This is a genomic window from Corallococcus sp. NCSPR001 (assembly GCF_017309135.1).
In the GTDB taxonomy this organism is placed as follows: Bacteria; Myxococcota; Myxococcia; order Myxococcales; family Myxococcaceae; genus Corallococcus.
The window spans coordinates 4,837,833-4,861,587 of sequence record NZ_JAFIMS010000002.1 but is presented as its reverse complement, the minus strand read 5'-3'; the positions used below and the strand labels follow the sequence as shown (position 1 = coordinate 4,861,587).

The window sequence follows — 23,755 nt, the reverse complement described above, 5'->3', positions numbered from 1 at the left end:
CCTCCGCGTGATGCAGCAGCACGGACTCGACCTCGCCCAGCTCGATGCGGAAGCCGCGCACCTTCACCTGCGAGTCGATGCGGCCCAGGTACTCGAGCTCCGCCGAGGACGTCCACCGCACGCGGTCGCCGGTGCGGTACAGCCGCGCGCCGGGCTCCTGGCTGAACGGGTTCGGGATGAACCGCTCCGCCGTGAGGTCCGGCCGGCCCTGGTAGCCACGCGCCAGGCCCACGCCCGCCACGTACAGCTCGCCCGGGACGCCCGTCGGCTGCGGCCGGAGCGCGTCATCCAGCACGTACACCTGCACGTTCGCCCACGGCTTGCCGATGGTGAGCCGCTCCGGGTTCGCGCCGTTCTCGGTCAGCGTCGCGCAGACCGTGGCCTCCGTGGGGCCGTAGGCGTTGATCATCAAGCGCCCTTCGCCCCACTTGCGCGCCAGCTCCACGCTCAGCGCCTCGCCGGCGGAGATGACGGTGCGCAGGCCCTCCAGCCCTTCGGTGCCCAGCTGCGCGAGCACCGACGGCGTCAGGGTGACGGCGGTGATGCGCTGCTCTTGGAGCAGCGTGCGCAGCGGCTCGTCCGGCAGCAGCCGGTCGCGCGGCGCGAGCACCAGCGTGGCCCCGGCGACGAGCGTGCCGAACACCTCGCACACGCTGGCGTCGAAGCTGGACGCCGCGTACTGCAACACGCGGCTGCCCGGCGCGTAGCGGTGCGCGCGGCCCGCCTGCAGGGCCGTGTTCACCAGGCCCTGGTGCTGCAAGAGCGTGCCCTTGGGACGGCCCGTGGAGCCGGACGTGTAGATGACGTACGCCAGGTTGGCGGAGGTCATGCTCACGGACGGCGCCGTTGTGGGCAGGGCCTGGAGGACGTCGCGGACGTCATCCAGGTGCAGCCCCACGCGGTCTTCCGCGTGCAGGCCCGGCATGGGCTCGCCGCGCGTCACCAGCACCGTGGCGCCGCTGTCCTCCAGCATGTAGTCGAGCCGGTCGATGGGGTACGCCGGGTCGAGCGGCACGAACGCGCCGCCGGCCTTGAGCACACCCAGCATGCCGACCACCAGGTCCAGCGACCGGTCCAGGCAGAGCGCCACGCGCACTTCGGGCGCGACGCCCAGGGTGCGCAGGTGGTGCGCCAGCTGGTTCGCCTTCGCGTCCAGCTGCGCGAACGTGAGCGACGTGTCCTCGTAGACGAGCGCCACGGCGTCCGGCGTGAAGCGGGCATGCGCCTCGATGAACGACTGGATGCAGGCCTGGCGCGGGAAGTCCACGCGGGTGTCGTTCCACACGACCAGCTCCTGCCGCGCCTCGTCCTCCGTCATGAGCGGCAGCGCCATCACGCGCTGGCTCATGTCCGCGGCGATGCCTTCCAGCAGCATCACGAAGTGCTGCACCAGCCGCTCGGCGGTGACGCGGGAGTACAGGTCGGAGTTGTACGCGAGCCGGCCCAGGAAGCCCTCGGACGCGTCCGCCAGCGACAGGGACATGTCGAACTTCGCCGTGCGCGCTTCCGCCTCGAACGTCTTCAGCGTGAGACCGGCCACGGACACCTGACCGGACAGCTCCTCCGCCTGGAGCACGAACATGGCCTGGAAGAGCGGCGAGCGGCTGGTGTCGCGCACCGGGTGCAGCTCCTCCACCAGCTTCTCGAACGGGACCTCCTGGTGGACGTGCGCGGACAGCACCGTGTCACGCACCTGGGTGAGCACGTCGCGGAAGGACGGGTTGCCTTCCAGCTTCGCGCGCAGCACCAGCGTGTTGACGAAGAAGCCGATGATGCCCTCCGTCGACGAGTGCCCGCGGCCCGCGGCCGGAGAGCCCACGCTGATGTCGTCCTGGCCCGCGTGGCGCGCCAGGAGCACCTGCCACGCCGCCAGCAGGAACATGAACGGCGTCACGGCCTTCTCGCGGCACAGCGCCTTGATCCGCTGCGACAGCGCCTGCGGCACCTTCACCGCCACGCCACCGCCCGAGTACGTCATCACCGCCGGGCGCGGGAAGTCCGTGGGCAGCTCCAGCGCGGAGGGTGCACCGGCCAGTTGCTGCCGCCAGTACTCCACGTGCTTGCCCATCACGTCGCTGCGCAGCCAGTCGCGCTGCCAGCCCGCGTAGTCCGCGTACTGCACCGGCAGCTCCGGCAGGGGCGACGGCTTGTCCTCGCGGAAGGCCGCGTAGATGGCGGCGATCTCCCGGACGAGCAGGCTCATGGACCAGCCGTCCGTGATGATGTGGTGCAGCGACAGGAGCAGCACGTGCTCCGTCTGGGACATGCGCAGGATGAGGGCGCGCATGAGCGGCCCCGTGGCCAGCTTGAAGCCCCGGTTGGTCTCCGCGTCGGCCAGGCGCTTCGCCTCGGCCTCGCGCTCCGCGTCCGGCAGGCCGCTCAGGTCCACGACGTTGAGCGACGCGGGCGCGGGAGGGTGGATGCGCTGCACGGGCTGGTCGCCTTCCGCGTGGAAGGTGGTGCGCAGCGATTCGTGGCGGCGCACCAGCTCCGTGAAGGTCCGCTCCAGCACGCCCAGGTCCAGCTCACCCTCCAGACGGACGGGCAGCACGATGTTGTAGAACGCGCTGTCCGGCTCCATCTGGTCCAGGAACCACAGCCGCTGCTGGGCAAGACCCAGCGGCAGCGAGCCTTCGCGCGGCAGCGGCACGATGGGCGGCGCCTGGAGTCCCTGCTCCGAACGCACGGACTGGTCCACGCGCTGGGCCAGGTCCGCGATGGTGGGCGCCTCGAAGAGCGCGCGCAGCGGCAGCTCCACGCCGAACGCCTCGCGGATGCGCGAGGCGACCTGCGTGGCCAGCAGCGAGTGCCCGCCCAGGTCGAAGAAGTTGTCGCGCACCCCCACCCGCTTCACGTCCAGGACCTCCGTCCAGACCGTGGCGAGCATCTCCTCCGTCGGCGTGCGCGGCGCGGCGAACTCCGCCTCGCTGCGCTCCGTGCGGGCGTCGGACGGCGCGGGCAGCGCCTTGCGGTCCACCTTGCCCGCGGGCGTCATCGGCAGCGCCTCCAGCACCACGAAGGCGGAAGGCACCATGTACTCCGGCACCTCGCCCTTCAGGTGGCGCCGCAGCTCCGCGACATCCAGCTCGGTGTCCTCCTGCGCGACGACGTACGCCACCAGGCGCTTGTCGCCCGGCACGTCCTCGCGCACCACGACCGCCGCCTCACGGATGTCCGTGTGGTGCAGCAGCACGGATTCGACTTCGCCCAGTTCGATGCGGAAGCCGCGCACCTTCACCTGGAAGTCGATGCGGCCCAGGTACTCCAACTCGCCCGTGGCCAGCCAGCGCACGCGGTCGCCCGTGCGGTACACGCGGGCGCCCGGCTCCTGGCTGAACGGATGCGGCACGAACTTCTCCGCCGTCAGGTCCGGCCGACCCTGGTAGCCGCGCGCCAGCGCCACGCCGCCGATGTACAGCTCACCGGCCACGCCCACCGGCACCGGACGCCGCGAAGCGTCCAGCACGTACACCTGCGCGTTCGCCCACGGCTTGCCGATGGTGATGCGCTCCGGATTCACGCCGCCTTCGGTCAGCGTCGCGCAGACCGTGGCCTCCGTGGGGCCGTAGGCGTTGATCATCAAGCGCCCCGCGCCCCACTTGCGCGCCAGCTCCACGCTCAGCGCCTCACCCGCGGACACCACGCTGCGCAGGCCCTCCAGCCCTTCCGTGCTCAGCTGCGCGAGCACCGACGGGGTCAGCGTGGCGGTGGTGATGCCCTGCTCCTTCAGCAGCGTGCGCAGCGGCTCGTCCGGCATCAGCCGGTCGCGCGGCGCGAGCACCAGCGTGGCGCCCGCGGCCAGGGTGCTGAAGATCTCCCAGACGCTCGCATCGAAGCTGGACGCCGCGTACTGCAACACGCGGCTGCCCGGCCCCACCCGCTTCGCCGCGGCGGCGCGCAGGGCCGTGTTCACCAGGCCCTCGTGCTGGAGCAGCGTGCCCTTGGGACGGCCCGTGGAGCCGGACGTGTAGATGACGTACGCCAGGTTGTGCGCGGACGTGCTCGAGCGCGGCGCCTCCTCCGGCATCCGCTCGATGGCGTCCACGTCCATGTCCAACTGGATGGTCAGGCGGCCGTCGGTGGGCAGCGAGTCCATCAGCGACTCCTGCGTCACCAGCACCGGCGCGCCCGAGTCCGACAGCATGTAGTCGAGCCGCTCCACCGGGTACGACGGATCCAACGGGATGAACGCGCCGCCGGCCTTGAGGATGCCGAGCATGCCCACCACGAGATCCAGCGAGCGCTCCAGGCAGAGCGCCACGCGCACTTCAGGTCCGACGTACCGGCGGCGCAGGTGGTGCGCCAGCTGGTTCGCCTTCACGTCCAGCTCCGCGTACGTGAGCGACTGGTCCTCGTACACGAGCGCCACCGCGTCCGGCGTGGCTTCCGCGTGCGCCGCGATGAGCGAGTGGATGGTCGCCTCGCGCGGCAGCTCCGCGCGGACGCTGTTCCAGCCCACCAGCACCTGGTGCTGCTCCTCGGCGGACAGCAGGGGCAGCTCGCCCACGGCGGACTCGGGCTTCGCGACGATGCCCGAGAGCAGCACGTGCAGGCGCGCCATCATCCGCTCCGCGGTCGTGCGGGCGAACAGGTCGGAGTTGTACTCCAGGCGGCCCACGAAGCCGTCCGCCGCGTCCAGCATGGACAGGGCCAGGTCGAACTTCGCGGTGCGTGCTTCCGCCTCGTAGGCGCTCAGGGTGAGGCCCGGCACGGACAGCTTCGCCGCCAGCTCCTGGTGCAGCACGAACCACACCTGGAAGAGCGGCGAGCGGCTGGTGTCGCGCACCGGCTGCAGCTCCTCCACCAGCTTCTCGAAGGGCACTTCCTGGTGCGCGTGCGCGCCCAGCACCGACTCCCGCACCCGCGCGAGCACCTGGCGGAACGAGGGGTCCCCTTCCAGCCGCGTGCGCAGCACGAGCGTGTTGATGAAGAAGCCGATGAGGCCTTCGGTCTCCATGCGGCCACGGCCGGCCACGGGCGAACCCACCGTGACGTCGTCCTGGCCCGCGTGGCGCGCCAGCAGCACCTGCCACGCGGTGAGCAGCAGCATGTACGGCGTGACGCCTTCCTTCAGCGCCAGGGCACGCAGGGCATCCGACAGCTCGCGCGGCAGCGTGAAGGGCAGCGTCTCACCGCGGTACGTCTGCACCGCCGGGCGCGGGAAGTCCGTGGGCAGCTCCAGCGCGGAGGGCGCGCCGGTGAGCTGCTGCTTCCAGTAGCCGACCTGCTTCTTCAGCACGTCGCCCTGGAGCCAGCCACGCTGCCAGCCCGAGTAGTCCGCGTACTGCACCGGCAGCTCCGGCAAGGGCGACGGCTTGCCCTGACGGAAGGCCTCGTAGAGCGCGGCCACTTCGCGCACGAGCACGCCGCGCGACCAGCCGTCGGACACGATGTGATGCACCGTGAGCAGCAGCATGTGGCGCACGTCCGAGATGCGCACCAGCGTGGCGCGCAAGAGCGGGCCCGTGGCCAGGTTGAACGGCCTGCCCGCGTCCTCGTCCGCCAGACGCTGCGCCTTCGCCTCGCGCTCCGCCTCCGGCAGGTGCGTGAGGTCCACGAGGGGCAGCGGCATGGGGGCCGCCGGGTGGACGACCTGGATGGGGTTGCCACCCTCCGCGCGGAAGGTGGTGCGCAGCACCTCGTGACGGCGCACCAGCTCCGTGAAGGCCTGCTCCAGCGGGGCCACTTCCAGCGAGCCGTCCAGCATCACCGGCGCGGCGATGTTGTAGAACGCGCTGTCCGGCTCCAGCTGATCCAGGAACCACAGGCGCTGCTGCGCGAACGACAGCGGCAGCGTGTGCTCACGCGACAGCGGCACGATGGCCGGCGCCTCCAGGCCGAAGCCCTGGCGGACGGCCTCATCCACGCGGGCGGAGAGCGTCTCCACCGTGGTCGCCTCGAAGAGCGCGCGCAGGGGCAGCTCCACGCGGAACGCGCTGCGGATGCGGGAGATCATCTGCGTCGCCAGCAGCGAGTGGCCGCCGAGCGCGAAGAAGTCGTCCTTCACGCCCACGCGCTCCACGCCCAGCAGCTTGGACCACAGGCCCGCGATGAGTTCCTCGGTGGGAGTGCGCGGGGCCACGTGGGCGCGGCCGGCTTCGGACTCCTTCTCCGGCGCGGGCAGCGCGCGGCGGTCCACCTTGCCGTTGGACGTGAGCGGCAGCGCGTCCAGCATGACGAAGGCGGACGGCACCATGTAGTCCGGCAGCCGCGACTTCAGGCCCTGGCGCAGCGCCCCGGCCTCCAGCGTGTGGCCGGGCACCGCGACGACGTAGGCCACCAGGCGCTTGTCGCCCGGCACGTCCTCGCGCGCCAGCACGACGACCTCCGCCACGCCGGGCAGGCCGCTCATCGCGGCTTCGATCTCCGGCAGCTCGATGCGGAAGCCGCGCACCTTCACCTGGAAGTCGACGCGGCCCAGGAACTCCAGCGCGCCGTCCGGCAGGTAACGGACGCGGTCGCCCGTGCGGTACACGCGCGCGCCCGGCTCCGGGTGGAACGGATCCGCGAGGAAGCGCTCCATCGTGAGGTCCGGCCGGCCCAGGTAGCCCCGGGCCACGCCCGCGCCGCCGATGAACAGCTCGCCGGGCACGCCCACGGGGACGGGCTGAAGCGCCGCGTCCAGCACGTACATCCGCGCGTTGGGCAGCGGCCGGCCCAGCGGCACGGAGGCCGTGGCGGACAGCTGCGTACCGCGCTCCACCTTCCACGTCAGCACGCCGACCGTGGTCTCGGTGGGGCCGTAGTGGTTGAAGACTTCGAGCCCGGGCACGAGCGCATGCACTCGCGCCACGAGCGCCGGATCGGACGCTTCACCGCCCAGCACCAGCCGCTTGCGCGGCAGGACGCGCTCGGGCGACGGCGAGGACAGCAGCGCCGTCAGGTGCGAGGGGACGATCTTCAAGCAGTCCACCGCGTGGCGCTGGAAGTAGTCGCCCAGCGCGGCCGGATCGGACGCCCGGTCGCGCGAGATGAGGTGCAGCGTGCCGCCGCCGCTCAGCGTCGGGAAGACGGCGGTGTGGCCCAGGTCCGCGGCCAGCGTGGACACCGACGCGAAGCTCGCCGCCGGGGGCAGCTCCAGCCGGAGCGTCACGCCCTCCACGTAGTGGTTGAGCTGACGGTGCTCGATGGCCACGCCCTTGGGCCGGCCCGTGGAGCCGGACGTGAAGATGACGTAGGCCAGCGAGCTCGCGTCGCCCAGGCGCTTGGGGTCGTCCTCACGCTCGCGCGACAGCATCGCGGCGTCGGAGTCCAGGCACACGTGTCCCCTGGAGGCGTCCGCCACGTTCGCGGCGAGCGAGGCCTGGGTCACGACGAGCGAAGCCGACGCGTCCTCCAGCACCGTGCGCAGGCGCTCCGGCGGATGCGACGGATCCAGCGGCACGTACGCGCCGCCGGCCTTGAGGATGCCCATCATGCCGACGATGGCATCCGGGGTGCGCTCGGTGAGCAGGCCCACGCGCGCATCCGGGCCCACGCCGCGCGCGCGCAGCCAGTGCGCGAGCTGGTTGGCCCGGCGGTTCAGCTCCCCGTAGGTGAGCTGGCCGTCGTCGCAGACCACCGCCACGGCGTCCGGCGTGCGGGCCGCGTGGACGGCGAAGCGCTCGTGGACGCAGGTGTCGCCCGCGGGCTGTGTGCCCGTGGCGTTCCACTCCACCAGCAGCTTCTGGCGCTCGGTGTCCGGCAGCAGCCGTGCGTGCTCGTGACGCGCCTGCGGGTTGGCGGCCATCGCCTCGAGGGCGCGGAAGTAGTAGCCCGCCAGCGCCTCCGTCTGGTCCGCGTCGCGCTGCGTGCCGTTGGTGCGCAGCACGAGCATCAGCGCGCCGGTGTCCGGGCGCTGGAGGAACAGCGTGCTCAGCGGAAGCTCCATCCACGCGGTGGACGGCGTCTCCTCCAGCAGGCGCACGCCTTCGAGCTGCGACAGGCCTCCGGCCACGTGGAAGTGGACGAAGTTGAAGATGGTCTCGAACAACCGCTGGCCGCCCAACTGCTGCTGCAACCGGCCCATGGGGTAGCGGCGGTGCGGCCAGATGTCGCCGTCCGCCTTCGACACCTGGCGCACCAGGTCCAACCACGTGCCGTCCTCTAGCGTCACCGGGAACGGGATGCTGTTGAGGAACAGGCCCACCATGCGCTCACTGTCGGCCGTCTCCGGACGGCCGTTGGAGACCACGCCCGTGACCACCGAGCGCTGTCCCTCCATGAGCGCGCGCACGCGCAGGTGCGCCGCCAGCAGCACGGTCTTCAGCGGCACGTTGGCCGCCTGCGCCACGCGCTGGAGTCCTTCCTGGAGCGCCGCGGGCACGTCCACCTGCCGCATGCTCAGCACCGGCTCCTGGCCCGCGGGCAGCGGCGCGCGGGGAGCAGGACGGTCCACTTCCGACAGGCGCGACTTCCAGAACCGCTCGCCCTCGCCGGAGGTGAGCGACTGGTGCTCCAGCGCGACGAACTGGCGGTAGGTGACGGCCAGCGGCGCCGCCTCCGGGGCCGGCGTGCCGCGCAGCAGGTTCACGTAGCCGCGGAACAGCTCCGACAGCAGCGTCGCGAGGCTCCAGCCATCCAGGATGGCGTGGTGGAAGATGAGCGAGAACTGGAGCGTCTTCTCCGTGCGCCGGTAGATCGCGAAGCGCAGGAGCGGCGCGCGGCTCCAGTCGAACGGACGGCAGCGGTCCTCTTCCACGAGCTTGCGCAAGAGCGCGTCCTGCTCGGCGGCGGGCACGTGGCGCACGTCGTGGAGCTCCAGCGGCACCTGGGCCTCGCGGTGCACGAACTGCAACGGCTGCTCGTAACCGGTGAGGTCGAACGACGTGCGCAGGATGGCGTGGCGGCGGGCCAGCTCGGCCAGCAGCTGGCGCATCTTCGCCTCATCCAGCGCCATCTCCAGGTGGTAGCTGGTGGCGTCGTGGTACATGCCGGACGCCTGATCCAGCTCGCTCTGGAAGAGCATGCCGGCCTGGAGCACGGCGACCGGGTACGCGTCCTCCACGTCCGAGGGCAGGCGCGCGCGGTCCGCGTCGGACAGCAGGCTGAAGGGCTCCGAGCCAGGGACGGCCTGCGCCGCGGCCTTCGACGGGGCCGCGTGCACCAGGTTGCCCAGCGCGCGGATGGTGGGCTGGCGCAGCAGCTCCACCATGGGCAGATCCAGCCCGCGCTCACGCAGCTTCGCGATGAGCTGGATGCTGCGGATGGAGTCACCGCCCAGGTCGTAGAAGCTGTCGTCGATACCGACGCGCTCCACGCCGAGCACCTCCGCCCAGACCTCGCACAGCGCGGTCTCCTCCATGGTGCGAGGAGCGGCGTACGCCGTGGACATCTGCGGACGCTCGCTGCCGGGCACGGGCAGCGCGCGACGGTCCACCTTGCCGTTGGGCGTGAGCGGCAGCGCGTCCATCGCCATCAGCGCCGTGGGCACCATGTACGCGGGCAGCTTGTCGTGGAGGAACGAACGCATCGTGTCCACGCCCAACGGCTCCGCGCCCTCCTCCGTGACGACGTAGGCCACCAGCGCCTTCTCGCCCGCGACCTCCTGCACGGCGACGGTGACGTCGAGCACGGACGGGTGTCCGCGCAGCGCCGTTTCGATCTCGCCCGGCTCGATGCGGAAGCCGCGCACCTTCACCTGCTGATCGATGCGGCCCAGGAACTCCAGCGCGCCGTCCGCGCGGAAACGGACCTGGTCGCCGGTGCGGTACAGCCGCGCGCCCGGCACGGTGCTGAACGGATCCGGGATGAACTTCTCCGCCGTCAGCTCCGGCTGGTTCAGGTAGCCGTGCGCCAGGCCGTCGCCGCCCGCGAACAACTCTCCGGGGGCGCCCAGGGGCACGGGCTCCAGGGACGCGTTGAGGACGTGCACGCGCGTGCCGTTGATGGGGCGGCCGATGGGCACGGAGATGCCCAGCGCTTGAGCGTTCTCCACCGGGTAGCACGCGGTGAACGTCGTGTTCTCCGTGGGGCCGTAGCCGTTGATGACGCGGCAGCCCGGCAGCTGCTCCATCACGCGCAGCACGTGCGCGGGGGACAGCACGTCACCACCCGCCAGCAGCTGGCGCACGGGACGCAGGCCGTCCAGGTTGCCGTCCACCATCTGGTGGAACAGACCGGCGGTGAGCCACAGGGTGCTCACGCCCTCGCGGGTGATGACCTGGCCCAGCTCGTCCAGGGTGGGCGCGCGCGGCGGGAACACGGCGAGCTTCGCGCCGTTGAGCATCGCGCCCCACAGCTCGAAGGTGGACGCGTCGAACGCGAGCGGCGCCAGCTGGAGGAAGACCTCCTTCGACGACAGGTTCACCCACTCCGGACCGCACACTAGGCGCACGACGGCGCGGTGGGGCACGGACACGCCCTTGGGGCGGCCCGTGGAGCCGGAGGTGTAGAGCACGTACAGCTCGTCCTCGCCCGTGGGCGCGGTGTCGAGGTTCGTGTCCGGACGCTTCGCGAGCGCGGCCGCGTCGTCATCCAGGCAGACCACCTGGAGCCACTGCGCGGGCAGCTCGTCCGCGATGGCGGAGACGCTGACCAGCGCGGACAGGCCCGCGTCCTCGATGAGCATCGAGAGGCGCTCGGTGGGGAAGCTGGGGTCGAGCGGCACGTACGCGCCGCCCGCCTTGGCGATGCCCAGCACCGCCACGACGAGATCCAACGAGCGCTCCAGGGACACGCCCACGCGCTTGCCGGGCCTGACGCCCAGGGCACGCAGGTGGTGCGCGAGCTGGTTGGCGCGCGCGTTGAGCTGGCCGGCGGTGAGCGTCTCGCCTTCGAAGCTCACGGCGACCGCGTCCGGGGCGCGAGCGGCCTGCGCCTCGAAGACACGCGACACGGGCTGGCCGTGCGGATACGTGCGCGGGCGGTCGTTCCACGCGGCGAGCGTGGTGCGCTCATCCGGCGTGAGCAGCGGCAGCGTGCCGATGCGGTGCTCGGGATTCTCCACGACGGCGCGCAGCAGCGACTCGAAGTGGGCGAACAGGCGCTCCACCGACGCGCGGTCGAGCACGTCCGTGTTGTGCTCCACCGTGACGGTGAGCCCGCCCTGCCACGGGAACACGACGACGAGCAGGTCCCACTTCGCGGTCCCGTTCGTCTCCGCGTCCAGGAGGCTCAGCTCCAGGCCGGGGAGCTGGAGCGGCGGCAGCGGCGCGTTCTCCAGCACGAACTTCACGTTGAAGAGCTGGCCACCCGGCTCGCGCGGCGGCTTGAGCGCCTGCACCAGGGTGCCGAAGGGCAGGTCCTGGTGCTCGTAGGCGTCCAGGGTCCCCTTGCGCACGCGATCCAGCAGCGCGCGGAAGGACAGGTCGCCCGACACCTGCGTGCGCAGGACGAGCTGGTTGGTGAAGAAGCCGACCAGCGACTCCAGCTCCTCGCGGGCGCGGTTCGCGATGTCCGTGCCCACGACGATGTCGTCCTGGCCCGTGCGGCGGTGCAGGAGCGCGTCGAACGCGGCGAGCAGCACCATGAACAGCGTGGCGCCCTCCCCTCGTCCCAGCGCCTCGATGCGGGACGTGAGGTCCGGGGACAGGTGGAAGCGGCGGCTGTCACCGTGGAAGCGGTCGCCCGCGGGGCGCGGCGCGTCCGTGCGCAGCGCGATGCGGGGCGCTCCGGCGAGCTTCTTCTTCCACCAGGAGATCTGCTGCTCCAGCACGTCACCGCTCAGCCACTGGCGGTGCCAGAGGGTGTAGTCCGCGTACTGCACGGGCAGCGCGGGCAACGGCGAGGCCTCTCCGCGCGAGAACGCGGTGTAGAGCGCCTGGAGCTCGTGCATGAACACGCCCACGGCCCAGCCATCCACCACGATGTGGTGCATGGCGAGGCACAGCACGTGCTCACGCGCGCTCAGCTTCAGCAACTGGGCGCGCAGCAGCGGGCCCTGCACCAGGTCGAACGGCCGGGCGGCCTCCGCGTTCAGGTGCTTCCGGGCCTCGGCCTCCGCCTGGTCGGCGGGCAGCGAGGACAGGTCCACCACGGGCAGCGCGAACGGCTTCGCCGCCAGGACGACCTGCACGGGCGCGCCCGACGCGTCCTGATGGAAGACGGTGCGCAGCGCCTCGTGGCGCCGGACGATCTCCTCCAGGCCGCGGCGGAGCACGTCGACGTCCAGGTCGCCGCTCAAGCGGGCCGCGCTGGGCACGTTGTAGATGGGCGTGCCCGGCGTGAGCTGCTCGAAGAGCCAGAGGCGCTCCTGGTCGAAGGACAGCGGCAGCGAGCCCTCGCGGGACGCGGGCTTGAGCGGCGGCGTCTTGAACTTCCGCTCGGCGCCGGTGGCCTCGTCCACGCGGGCGGCCAGGGCGGCCACCGTCGGGGACTCGAAGAGCGCGCGCAGGGGCAGCTCCACCTGGAACTCGCCGCGCAGGCGCGACACCAACTGCGTGGCCATCAGCGAGTGGCCGCCCAGCTCGAAGAACGAATCCTCCGCGCCCACGCGCTCCACGGTGAGCACGCGCGCGAAGAGGGCCGCCACGCGCTCTTCCGTCGGCGTGCGCGGGGCCACGTAGGCATCAGGGCGCGTGAGCGCTCCCGTGGGGGCCGGCAGGGCCTTGCGGTCCACCTTGCCGGCGGGCGTCATCGGCAGCGCGTCCAGCACCATGAACGCCGCCGGCACCATGTACTCCGGCACGCCGTCCTTCAGGTGCTTGCGCAGCGAGGCCGCGTCCACCATCCGGCCCGGCTGCGGCACGACGTAGCCGACCAGCCGCTTGTCGCCCGGGACGTCCTCTCGCACCACGACCGCCGCCTCGCGCACGTCCGCGTGGCGCAGCAGCACGGCCTCGATTTCACCCAACTCGATGCGGAAGCCGCGCACCTTCACCTGGTGGTCGATGCGGCCCAGGTATTCGATCTCGCCCTCGGCCAGCCAGCGCACGCGGTCGCCGGTGCGGTACAGCCGCGCGCCGGGCTCGTTGCTGAACGGGTGGGGGACGAACTTCTCGGCCGTCATGTCCGGCCGGCCCTGGTAGCCGCGCGCCAGACCTTCGCCCGCGACGTACAGCTCTCCGGCCACGCCCACGGGCACCGGGTGGTGCAGGGCATCCAACACGTACACCTGCACGTTCGCCAGCGGCTTGCCGATGGTCAGGCGCTCCGCGCGGACACCGCCGTGCGTGAGGGTCGCGCAGACCGTGGTCTCGGTGGGGCCGTACGCGTTGATCAGCGTCCTCCCCTGCCCCCACTTGCGAGCCATCTCCACGCTCAGCGCCTCACCGGCGGAGACGATGGTGGACACGCCGTCCAGCCCGTCCGTGCTCAACTGCGCGAGCACCGACGGCGTCAGCGTCACGGTGGTGATGCGCTGCGACTTCAGCAGCGTGCGCAGCGGCTCGTCCGGCAGCAGCCGGTCGCGAGGCGCGAGCACCAGCGTGGCCCCGGACACGAGCGTGCTGAACACCTCCCACACGCTGGCGTCGAAGCTGGACGCCGCGTACTGCAACGCGCGCTGTCCCGAGCCCAGGCCCTTCGCCGCGGCGGCCTGCCGGGCGGTGTTGTTGAGGCCCCGGTGCGGCAGCAGCGTGCCCTTGGGGCGGCCCGTGGAGCCGGACGTGTAGATGACGTACGCCAGGGTGTCCGCGTTGGCGCTGGAGGCCGGAGCGGACTCCGGCAGCGTCTGGAGGTGCGCCGCCTCCACGTCCATGCGCACGACGCGCAGGCCGTCGGAGGGCAGCTGCTGGCTCAGCGACGACTGCGTGACCAGCACGGGCGCGCCGCTGTCCTCCAGCATGAAGGACAGGCGCTCACGCGGGTAGGACGGATCCAGCGGCACGAAGGCGCCACCGGCCTTCTGGATGCCGAGCATCGCGACCGCGAGCTCCAGCGAGCGCTCCACGCAGAGCGCCACGCGCACCTCGGGCCCGACGCCCAGCGTGCGCAGGTGGTGCGCCAGCTGGTTCGCCCGCGCGTCCAGCTGCGCGTACGTCAGCGAGGCATCCTCGAACACCAGCGCCTGCGAGTCCGGCGCGCGACGCACCTGGGCCTCGAACAGCGTCGGGAACGTCACGTCACCCGCGACGTCGCCACGCGTGTCGTTCCACGCCACCAGCACCTGGTGACGCTCCTGCGGGCCCATCAGCTCGAGCTGGGACAGCTTCGCCATGGGCCGCACCGCCACGGACTCCAGCAGCACGCGCAGGTGCTCCATCATCCGCTGCGCCGTCGCCGCCGTGAACAGGTCGGTGTTGTACTCCAGCGTCCCTTCCAGCCCGCCCGCCGCCTCCGTCAGCGACAGCGTCAGGTCGAACTTCGCGGACTTCGACTCCACCTCGTACGGCGACAGCTCCACGCCCGACAGCTTCAGGTGCGGCAGCACGTCCTGCTGCAACGCGAACATCACCTGGAACAGCGGCGCGTGGCTCAGGCTGCGCTGCGGCTGGAGCTCCTCCACCAGCTTCTCGAACGGCACGTCCTGATGCGCGTACGCGCCCAGCGTCGTCTCGCGCACCTGCTTGAGCACCTGCTGGAAGCTCGGGTTGCCCGACAGCTTCGTGCGCAGCACCAGCGTGTTGACGAAGAAGCCGATGAGCCCCTCCGTCTCCGCCTGCGTGCGGCCCGCGATGGGCGAGCCCACCGAGATGTCATCCTGGCCGCTGTAGCGGGACAGCAGCACCTGGAACGCGGCCAGCAGCAGTTGGTACGGCGTGACGCCTTCCTGCTTCGCCAGCGCGTTGAGCGTGCGGCTCAGCTCCGCGCCCAGCTTCACCGGCACCGTGGCACCGCGGTACGTCTGCACCGCGGGACGCGCGAAGTCAGTCGGCAGCTCCAGCACCGCCGGAGCCCCGGCCAGTTGCTGCTTCCAGTAGCCGACCTGCTTCTCCAACACCCCGCCCAGCAGCCACTCCCGCTGCCACTGCGCGAAGTCCGAGTACTGCACCGCCAGCTCTGGCAGCGGGGACTTCTGGTTGAGGACCTGGGCCTCGTAGAGCGCGGCGACCTCACGCACGAGGACGCCCAGGGACCAACCGTCGGAGACGATGTGGTGCATCGTCACCAGCAGCACGTGCTTCGCCTCGCCCAGCTTCAGCAGCTTCGCGCGGAAGAGCGGGCCAGTGCCCAGATCGAACGGGCGCGCGGCTTCTTCCTCCGCCAACCGCCGTGCTTCCGCGTCCTGCGCACCGGAGACGTCCACCACCGGCAGCTCGAAGGGCTTCGCCGGGTGGATGACCTGCACGGCCTGGCCGTTCTCCTCGCGGAAGGTCGTGCGCAGCGACTCATGCCGGCGGACGATCTCTTCCAGGGTCCGCCGCATGGCTTCCACATGCAGCGTGCCCTCCAGCTTCACGCCGCCCGCCACGTTGTAGAAGGCGCTGCCCTGCTCCAGCTGGTCCAGGAACCACAGGCGCTGCTGCGCGAACGACAGCGACTCCGTGGCGCTCCGGGGCCGAGGCGTGATCGCCGGGGCCTTGGAAGCATCACGGCCCGAAGCGGCCGCATCCACGAACGCCGCGAGCGAAGCCACCGTGCTCAGCTCGAAGAGCGAGCGCAGCGGGACCTCGGCGCCGAAGGCCGTGCGCAGCCGGGAGACCAACTGCATCGCCAGCAGCGAGTGTCCGCCCAGCTCGAAGAACGAATCCTCCGCGCCCACGCGCTCCACGCGCAGCAGCTGCGCGAAGAGGGTGGCCACCTGCTCCTCCGTCGCCGTACGCGGCGCCACGTACTGCCCCTGCGACGACTGGGCCTCCGGCACCGGCAGCGCCTTGCGGTCCACCTTGCCGTTCGGATTGAGCGGCAGCGCGTTCAGCACCACGAACGCCGACGGCACCATGTACTCCGGCAACCGCGCCTTCAGACCCTTGCGCAGCTCCGCCACGTCCAGCGTCGCGCCCGCGACGTATGCCACCAGGCGCTTGTCGCCCGGCACGTCCTCGCGCACCACCACCACGGACTCGCGCACGCCAGGCTGCGTGGACAGCACCGACTGCACTTCCCCCAGCTCGATGCGGAAACCACGCACCTTCACCTGGAAGTCGAAGCGGCCCAGGTACTCCAGCTCGCCATTCGGCAACCACCGGATGCGGTCGCCCGTGCGGTACATCCGCGCGCCGGGCTCGTCGCTGAACGGGTTGGGGACGTACCGTTCCGCCGTCAGAGCAGGCTTCGCCAGGTAGCCTCGCGAGAGGCCCGCACCCGCGATGTACAACTCGCCCGGCACGCCCTGCGGCACCGGACGCAGCCGCGCATCCAGCACGTACCCCCGCGAGCCCGTCAGGAGACGGCCCACCGTCGGCTCCCGCGTCGCGCCCTTCTCCACTCGCAAGTACGTCGAATACGTCGTGTCTTCCGTCGGGCCGTAGAAGTTGTAGACGGCGTCCACGTTCTTCAGCTCGTAGACGGCCTGCGCCAGCCGGTTCAGCAGCGGCTCACCGGCGAGGTTCACGGTGCGCACCGTCTCCGGCACGCCCCCGCTGCGCAGCAACTCCGCCATCGCGGAGGGCACCGTGTTCACCAGCGTCACCCGGCTTGCGTCCTTCATCGTCGGGAGCGCCAGTGCGTTCTCCGCGACGATGACGGAACCACCGACGCTCAGCGGCGCGAAGACTTCGAACACCGAGATGTCGAAGTTCAGCGACGTCGACGCCAACATGCCCGACAGCTGCTGCGGCGTGAAGAACGTCGTCGCCCAGTGCAGGAACGCGATCACGCTGCGCTGCTCGATGGCCACGCCCTTCGGACGGCCCGTCGAACCCGACGTGTACAGCACGTACGCCAGGTTCCTCAGGCCCGTGCGCGCATCGACGCGCGAAACAGGGTTCTTGGAGATGGTCTCCCAATCCGTATCCAGGAACACGTTGCGCGCCGAATGCGCGGGGAGCACGCCCAGCAGCTTCTGCTGCGTCAGCACCACCGGCGCCTGCGCGTCCTCCAGCATCCAGCCCAGACGATCCTGCGGGTACGCCGGATCCAGCGGCACGTAGGCGCCACCCGCCTTCAGCACGCCCAGCAGCGCCACCACCATCCGCGCGGAGCGCTCCAGGCTCACGCCCACCAGCGTGTCCGGGCCCACGCCCATGCCACGCAGGTGATGCGCCAGCTGGTTCGCCTGCGCCTCCAGCTGCGCGTACGTCAGCACCTGTCCGTCGAAGTAGACAGCGGGCGCGTCCGGCGTGCGAACCGCCTGCGCCTCGAAGAGCGTCTGCATCGTGCCGCTGACCGGGGCCGGCAGGTCCGTCCCCGACACGTCCATCAGCAGCGTCTGCTTCTCCTGCGCGCTCATCAGCGAAAGGTCGAACACCTTCGCCATGGGGCGCACCGCCACGGACTCCAGCAGCACGCGCAGGTGCTCCGTCATCCGCTGCGCCGTCAACGCCGTGAACAGGTCGGTGTTGTACTCGAGCGTCCCCTCCAGCCCGCCCGCCGTCTCCGTGAGGAAGAGCGTGAGGTCGAACTTCGCCGTCTTCGACTCCACCTCGTACGGCGACAGCTCCATGCCCGACAGCTTCAGGTGCGGCAGCACGTCCTGCTGCAGCGCGAACATCACCTGGAACAGCGGCGCATGGCTCAGGCTGCGCTGCGGCTGGAGCTCCTCCACCAGCTTCTCGAACGGCACGTCCTGGTGCGCGTACGCGCCCAGCGTCGTCTCGCGCACCTGCTTGAGCACCTGCTGGAAGCTCGGGTTGCCCGACAGCTTCGTGCGCAGCACCAGCGTGTTGACGAAGAAGCCGATGAGGCCCTCCGTCTCCGCCTGCGTGCGGCCCGCGATGGGCGAGCCCACCGAGATGTCGTCCTGGCCGGAGTACCGCGCCAGCAGCACCTGGAACGCGGCCAGCAGCAACTGGTACGGCGTGACGCCTTCCTGCTTCGCCAGCGCGTTCAGCGCCCGGCTCAGGTCCGCGCCCAGTTTCACCGGCACCGTGGCGCCCCGGTACGTCTGCACCGCGGGACGCGCGAAGTCCGTCTGCAGCTCCAGGAGGGCAGGCGCTCCGGCCAACTGCTGCTTCCAGTAGCCGACCTGCTTCTCCAACACCCCGCCCAGCAGCCACTCCCGCTGCCACTGCGCGAAGTCCGCGTACTGCACCGCCAGCTCCGGCATGGGCATGGCGCGGCCCTGCGAGTGCGCCTCATAGAGCGCGGCCATCTCGCGCACGAGGACGCCCAGGGACCAACCGTCGGAGACGATGTGGTGCATCGTCACCAGCAGCACGTGCTTCGCTTCACCGAGCTTCAGCAGCTTCGCGCGGAAGAGCGGACCCGTGCCCAGGTCGAAGGGCCGCACGGCCTCCTCGTTGACCAGGCGCTGGGTCTCCGCTTCGGCCACGTTCGACAGGTCCACCACGGGCAGGTCCATCCGGCCCACGGCGTGGATGATCTGCACCGCCTCGCCGTTCTCCTCACGGAACGTCGTGCGCAGCGACTCGTGCCGCGCGACGATCTCCTGGAGCGTCAGCCGCAGGGCCTCCACATCCAGCGCGCCCTCCAGCCGCACCGCGCCCGGCACGTTGTAGAGCGCGCTGCCCTGCTCCAACCGGTCCAGGAACCACAGGCGCTGCTGGGCGAACGACAGCGGCAACGCGCCCTCGCGCGACACCCGCTTCAGCGGCGGCAGGTTCGCGCCTTCCGCCCGCTGCTGCTTCCCGTCGATGAACGCCGCGAGCGAAGCCACCGTGCTCAGCTCGAAGAGCGAGCGCAGCGGGACCTCGACGCTGAAGGCCGTGCGCAGCCGGGAGACCAACTGCATCGCGAGCAGCGAGTGCCCACCCAGCTCGAAGAACGAATCCTCCGCGCCCACGCGCTCCACGCGCAGCAGCTGCGCGAAGAGCGTCGCGACCTGCTCTTCCGTCGCCGTGCGCGGCGCCACGTACCGGGCCTGAGCCTGCGCTTCCGGCACCGGCAGCGCCTTGCGGTCCACCTTCCCGTTCGGCGTCAGCGGCAGTGCGTTCAGCACGACGAACGCCGACGGCACCATGTACTCCGGCAGCCGCGCCTTCAGCCCCTTGCGCAGCTCCGCCACGTCCAGCGAAGCGCCCGCCACGTACGCCACCAGGCGCTTGTCGCCGGGTACGTCCTCGCGCACCACCACCACCGACTCACGCACGCCGGGCTGCGACGCCAGCGCCGACTCCACCTCGCCCAGCTCGATGCGGAAGCCGCGCACCTTCACCTGGAAGTCGATGCGGCCCAGGTACTCCAGCTCGCCCGTGGCCAGCCAGCGCACCCGGTCGCCCGTGCGGTACATCCGCGCGCCGGGCTCCACCGAGAACGGGTTGGGCACGAAGCGCTCCGCCGTCAGCGACGGCTTCGCCAGGTAGCCGCGCGCGAGGCCCGCGCCGGTCAGGTACAGCTCACCCGGAACCCCCTGCGGCACCGGACGCAGCCATGCATCCAGCACGTACGCGCGCGAACCCGTCAGCGGACGGCCAATCGTCGGCTCACGCGCGCCGTCCTTCTCCACGCGCGTGTACGTCGAATACGTCGTGTCTTCCGTCGGGCCGTAGAGGTTGTAGACGCCCTCCACGTTCTTCAGCCCGTAGATCGCCTGCGCCAGCCGGTTCAGCAACGGCTCGCCCGCGAGGTTCACCGTACGCACCGACTCCGGCACGCCCCCACTGCGCACCAGTTCCGCCATCGCGGAGGGCACCGTGTTCACCAGCGTCACGCGGCCCGCGTCCTTCAGCGTCGGCAACGCCAGCGCGTTCTCCGCGACGATGACGGCACCGCCGCAGGTCAGCGGCGCGAAGACCTCGAACACGGACAGGTCGAAGTTCAGCGACGTCGCCGCCAGCACGCCCGCGAGCTGCCGCGAAGTGAACGCAGCCGTCGCCCAGTGCAGGAAGGCCACCACGCTGCGCTGTTCAATCGCCACGCCCTTCGGACGGCCCGTGGAGCCCGACGTGTACAGCACGTACGCCAGGTTCCCCACGCCCGTGCCCGTCGTGACAGGCGTCGTCGGCTGGCGCGCAATGACGGCCCAGTCCGAATCCACGCAGACGGCCTTCGCGGAGTGCTCGGGCAGCACGCCCAGCAGCTTCTGCTGCGTCAGCAGCACCGGCGCCTGCGCGTCCTCCAGCATCCAGCCCAGGCGCTCACGCGGGTACGCCGGATCCAGCGGCACGTACGCACCACCGGCCTTCAGCACGCCCAGCAGCGCCACCACCATGCTCGCGGAGCGCTCCAGGCTCACACCCACCAGCGTGTCCGGGCCCACGCCCAGGCCGCGCAGGTGATGCGCCAACTGATTCGCCCGCGCGTCCAGCTGCGCGTACGTCAGCACCTGCCCGTCGAAGTAGACCGCCGCCGCATCCGGCGTGCGCGCCACCTGCGCCTCGAAGAGCGCCTGCATCGTCCCGTGCACCGGGCCCGGCAGGTCCGTCCCCGACGTGTCCTTCAGCAGCGACTGCTTCTCCTGCGCTCCCATCAGCGACAGGTCGGACAGCTTCGCGCCCGGATCCGTGAGCAGCGACTCTAGCAGCACCCGCAGGTGCTCCATCATCCGGCGCGCCGTCGCCGCGGCGAACAGGTCCGTGTTGTATTCCAGCGTGCCTTCCAGCCCGCCCGCCGTCTCCGTCAGGTAGAGCGTCAGGTCGAACTTCGCCGTCTTCGACTCCACGTCGTACGGCGACAGCTCCACGCCCGGCAGGCGGAAGTGCGGCAGCACGTCCTGCTGCAACGCGAACATCACCTGGAACAACGGCGCGTGGCTCAGGCTGCGCTGCGGCTGGAGCTCTTCCACCAGCTTCTCGAACGGCACGTCCTGGTGCGCGTACGCGCCCAGCGTCGTCTCCTTCACCTGGGCCAGCAGCGCGCGGAAGGACGGGTTGCCCTCCAGCTTCGTGCGCAGCACCAGCGTGTTGACGAAGAAGCCGATGAGGCCCTCCGTCTCCGCGCGCGAGCGGCCCGTGATGGGCGAACCCACCGAGATGTCGTCCTGCCCGGAGTAGCGCCCCAGCAGCACCTGGAACGCCGCCAGCAGCAGCATGTACGGCGTGACGCCTTCCTGCTTCGCCAGCGCGCCCAGCGCCTTGCTCAGCTCCGCGCCCAGCTTCACGGGCACCGTCGCGCCGCGGTACGTCTGCGACGCCGGACGGGCGAAGTCCGTCGGCAGCTCCAGCACCGCCGGAGCCCCCGCCAGCCGCTGCTTCCAGTAGCCGACCTGCTTCTCCAACACGCCGCCCAGCAGCCACTCCCGCTGCCACTGCGCGAAGTCCGCGTACTGCACGCGCAGCTCCGGCAGCGGAGAACCCCGCCCGCCACGGAACGCGTCGTAGAGCGCGGCGACCTCGCGCACGAGCACGCCCATGGACCAACCGTCGGAGACGATGTGGTGCATCGTCACCAGCAGCACGTGCTTCGCTTCACCCAGCTTGAGCAACCGCGCGCGCATCAGCGGCCCCGCGCCCAGGTCGAACGGGCGCACGGCCTCTTCATCCACGCACCGCCGCGCCTCCGCCTCGCGCGACGCCTCCGGGGAGCCCGTCAGGTCCACCACCGGCAGCTCGAAGGCCTTCGCCGGGTGGATGATCTGCACCGCCTCGCCGTTCTCCTCGCGGAACGTCGTGCGCAGCGACTCGTGCCGGCGGACGATCTCCTCCAGGCTCCGGCGCAGCGATTCGGCGTCCAGCGCGCCGTCCAGCCGCACCGCTCCCGGGATGCTGTAGAGCGCGCTGCCCTGCTCCAGCCGGTCCAGGAACCACAGGCGCTGCTGCGCGAACGACAGGGGCTGCGTGGCCCCTCGCGGCCGGGGCGCGAGCACCGCCGCCTTCGGCTCCTGCTTCGACGCGGTGATGCGCTTCGCCAGCTCCACCAGGCTCGGCCCCTGAAGCAGCAGCTCCATGGGCAGCGCGATCCCCAGCCCCTTCTCCACCGCGTGCGCCAGCTCCACCGCGCTCAGCGAATCCAGGCCGTAGCGGGTGATCGGCTCCCGCACGTCCACCGTCTTCGCCGGCACCTTCAGCTGCTCCGCCACGCGCTCCACCAGCCACGTCAGCGTGGCCCGCGCGGCCTCCGGCACGTCTTCACGCACCGGCGCCGCGACAGGCTCCGAGGCCTCTTCCGTCTCCTCCGCCTCCTCGAACCCCGGCTCGCGCCACACCAGCACCGTGCGCAGCTCGTCCGCGAGGAACTGCGCCTTGCACGCGTGCCGCTGGATCTTCCCGCTGGAGGTCTTCGGGATGCTGCCGGGCTCGATCAGCGCCACGGCGTGCACCTGGACCTCGTGGCGCTCGGCGACGCGCTGGCGGATCTCCTTCACCGCCGCCTCCGCCATGTCCACCTGCTTGCGCAGGTTGCCCGCCTTGCGCAGGTCGATCTCCTGCACCACCACCAGGCGCTCCTCGCCCGCGACCTCCAGCGACACCGCCGCCACGCTGCCGGCGCGCAGCGCGGGGTGGCTCTCCTCCACCGTCTGCTCGATGTCCTGCGGGTAGTGGTTGCGGCCCCGGATGATGATCAGGTCCTTGGCCCGGCCGGTGACGTACAGCTCGCCGTCACGCAGGAAGCCCAGGTCGCCCGTGCGCAGGAACGGGCCTTCGTCCGTGCCCTTCACGCGCGCCTGGAACGCCTCCGCCGTCGCCTCCGGCTTGCTCCAGTAGCCCAGCGCCACACTCGGGCCGCGCACCCAGATCTCACCCACGCCGCCGGGCGCGCACGCCTCGCGCGTCTGGGGATCCACGATGACCACGGGGTGCCCCGGCCGCTCCTCGCCGCTGCCCACCAGGACGCGCGCCTCCGGCTTCGCCGCGTCCACCAGCACCGCCCGGCGCTGCTCCAACGCCGGAGCATCCAGCGCGCAGCGCACCGGCGGCGCCGCCACGCTCCCGCCCGACACCAGCAGCGTCGCCTCCGCGAGGCCGTAGCACGGGAAGAAGAACTCCCGCTTGAAGCCTTGCGGCCCGAAGGCCTGCTCGAAGCGGTCCAGCGTCGCCGGACGGACGGGCTCCGCGCCGGTGAACGCCACCTTCCACGAGCTCAGGTCCAGCGACTGCCGCTCCTCCGCCGGGATGCGCCGCACGCACAGGTCGAACGCGAAGTTCGGCCCGCCGCTGATCGTGGCCTTGTAGCGGGTGATGGCCTCCAGCCACACGCGCGGGTTCTTGAGCATCGTCAGCGGCGACATCAGCGCCGCGTGGAACGTCGCGTACAGCGGCGTGAGGATGCCGCCGATGAGCCCCATGTCGTGGTACGGCGGCAGCCAGATGACGGCCGAGCTGCTGGGGCCCAGCTCGAACGCGTCCGTGATCAGCGCCAGGTTGTGCGCCAGGTTGCAGTGGCTCAGCATCACGCCCTTGGGCGAACCCGTGGACCCGGACGTGTACTGGAGGAACGCCAGCGTGGACGCGTCCACGTCCGGCGGCGTCCAGTCCGCTTCCCCACCCGCCGGGATCTCGTCCGTCCCCACCCAGTGCAGCGAGCGCAAGTCCGGCGCCTGCTCGAAGACGAACTCCGTCATGGACAGGATGCCGGACGTGGTGAGCACCACCGTCGCGCTCGCGTCCTGGATGATCGCGCGCAGGCGCGGCAGCGTGCGCTCCAGCCGCATCGGATCCGGCGGATACGCCGGCACCGCGACGAGCCCCGCGTAGAGGCACCCGAAGAACCCCGCCACGTACTCCAGGCCGGGCGGATACAGCAGCATCACGCGCTCGCCCGGCTTCGCTACCTTACGCAGCGCCACCGCGATCCGCCGCGCCCGCGCGTCCAGCCCCGCGTAGCTCAGCGTTCCGTCTTCCTGACCCGCGTCATCCAGGAAGGTGTACAGCGGCTGTTCGGACCGCGATTGGGCCCGGCTCCGCAAGATTTCGACGAGGGTGGAATTCGAGGGCGTCAGCTCAGGGGAACGCGGCAA

1 protein-coding gene (running past one end of the window) is annotated in these 23,755 nt (G+C 71.2%); it reads right to left on the bottom strand.

Going from position 1 to position 23,755, the window contains the following annotated elements:
* Positions 1–23,755: the 5' portion of a non-ribosomal peptide synthetase gene (locus JYJ93_RS21805; RefSeq protein WP_206794236.1), read on the bottom strand. It extends 7,739 nt beyond the left edge of the window; 23,755 of the gene's 31,494 nt are visible here — the first part of the coding sequence; the start codon lies at positions 23,753–23,755; its stop codon lies beyond the left edge, outside the window.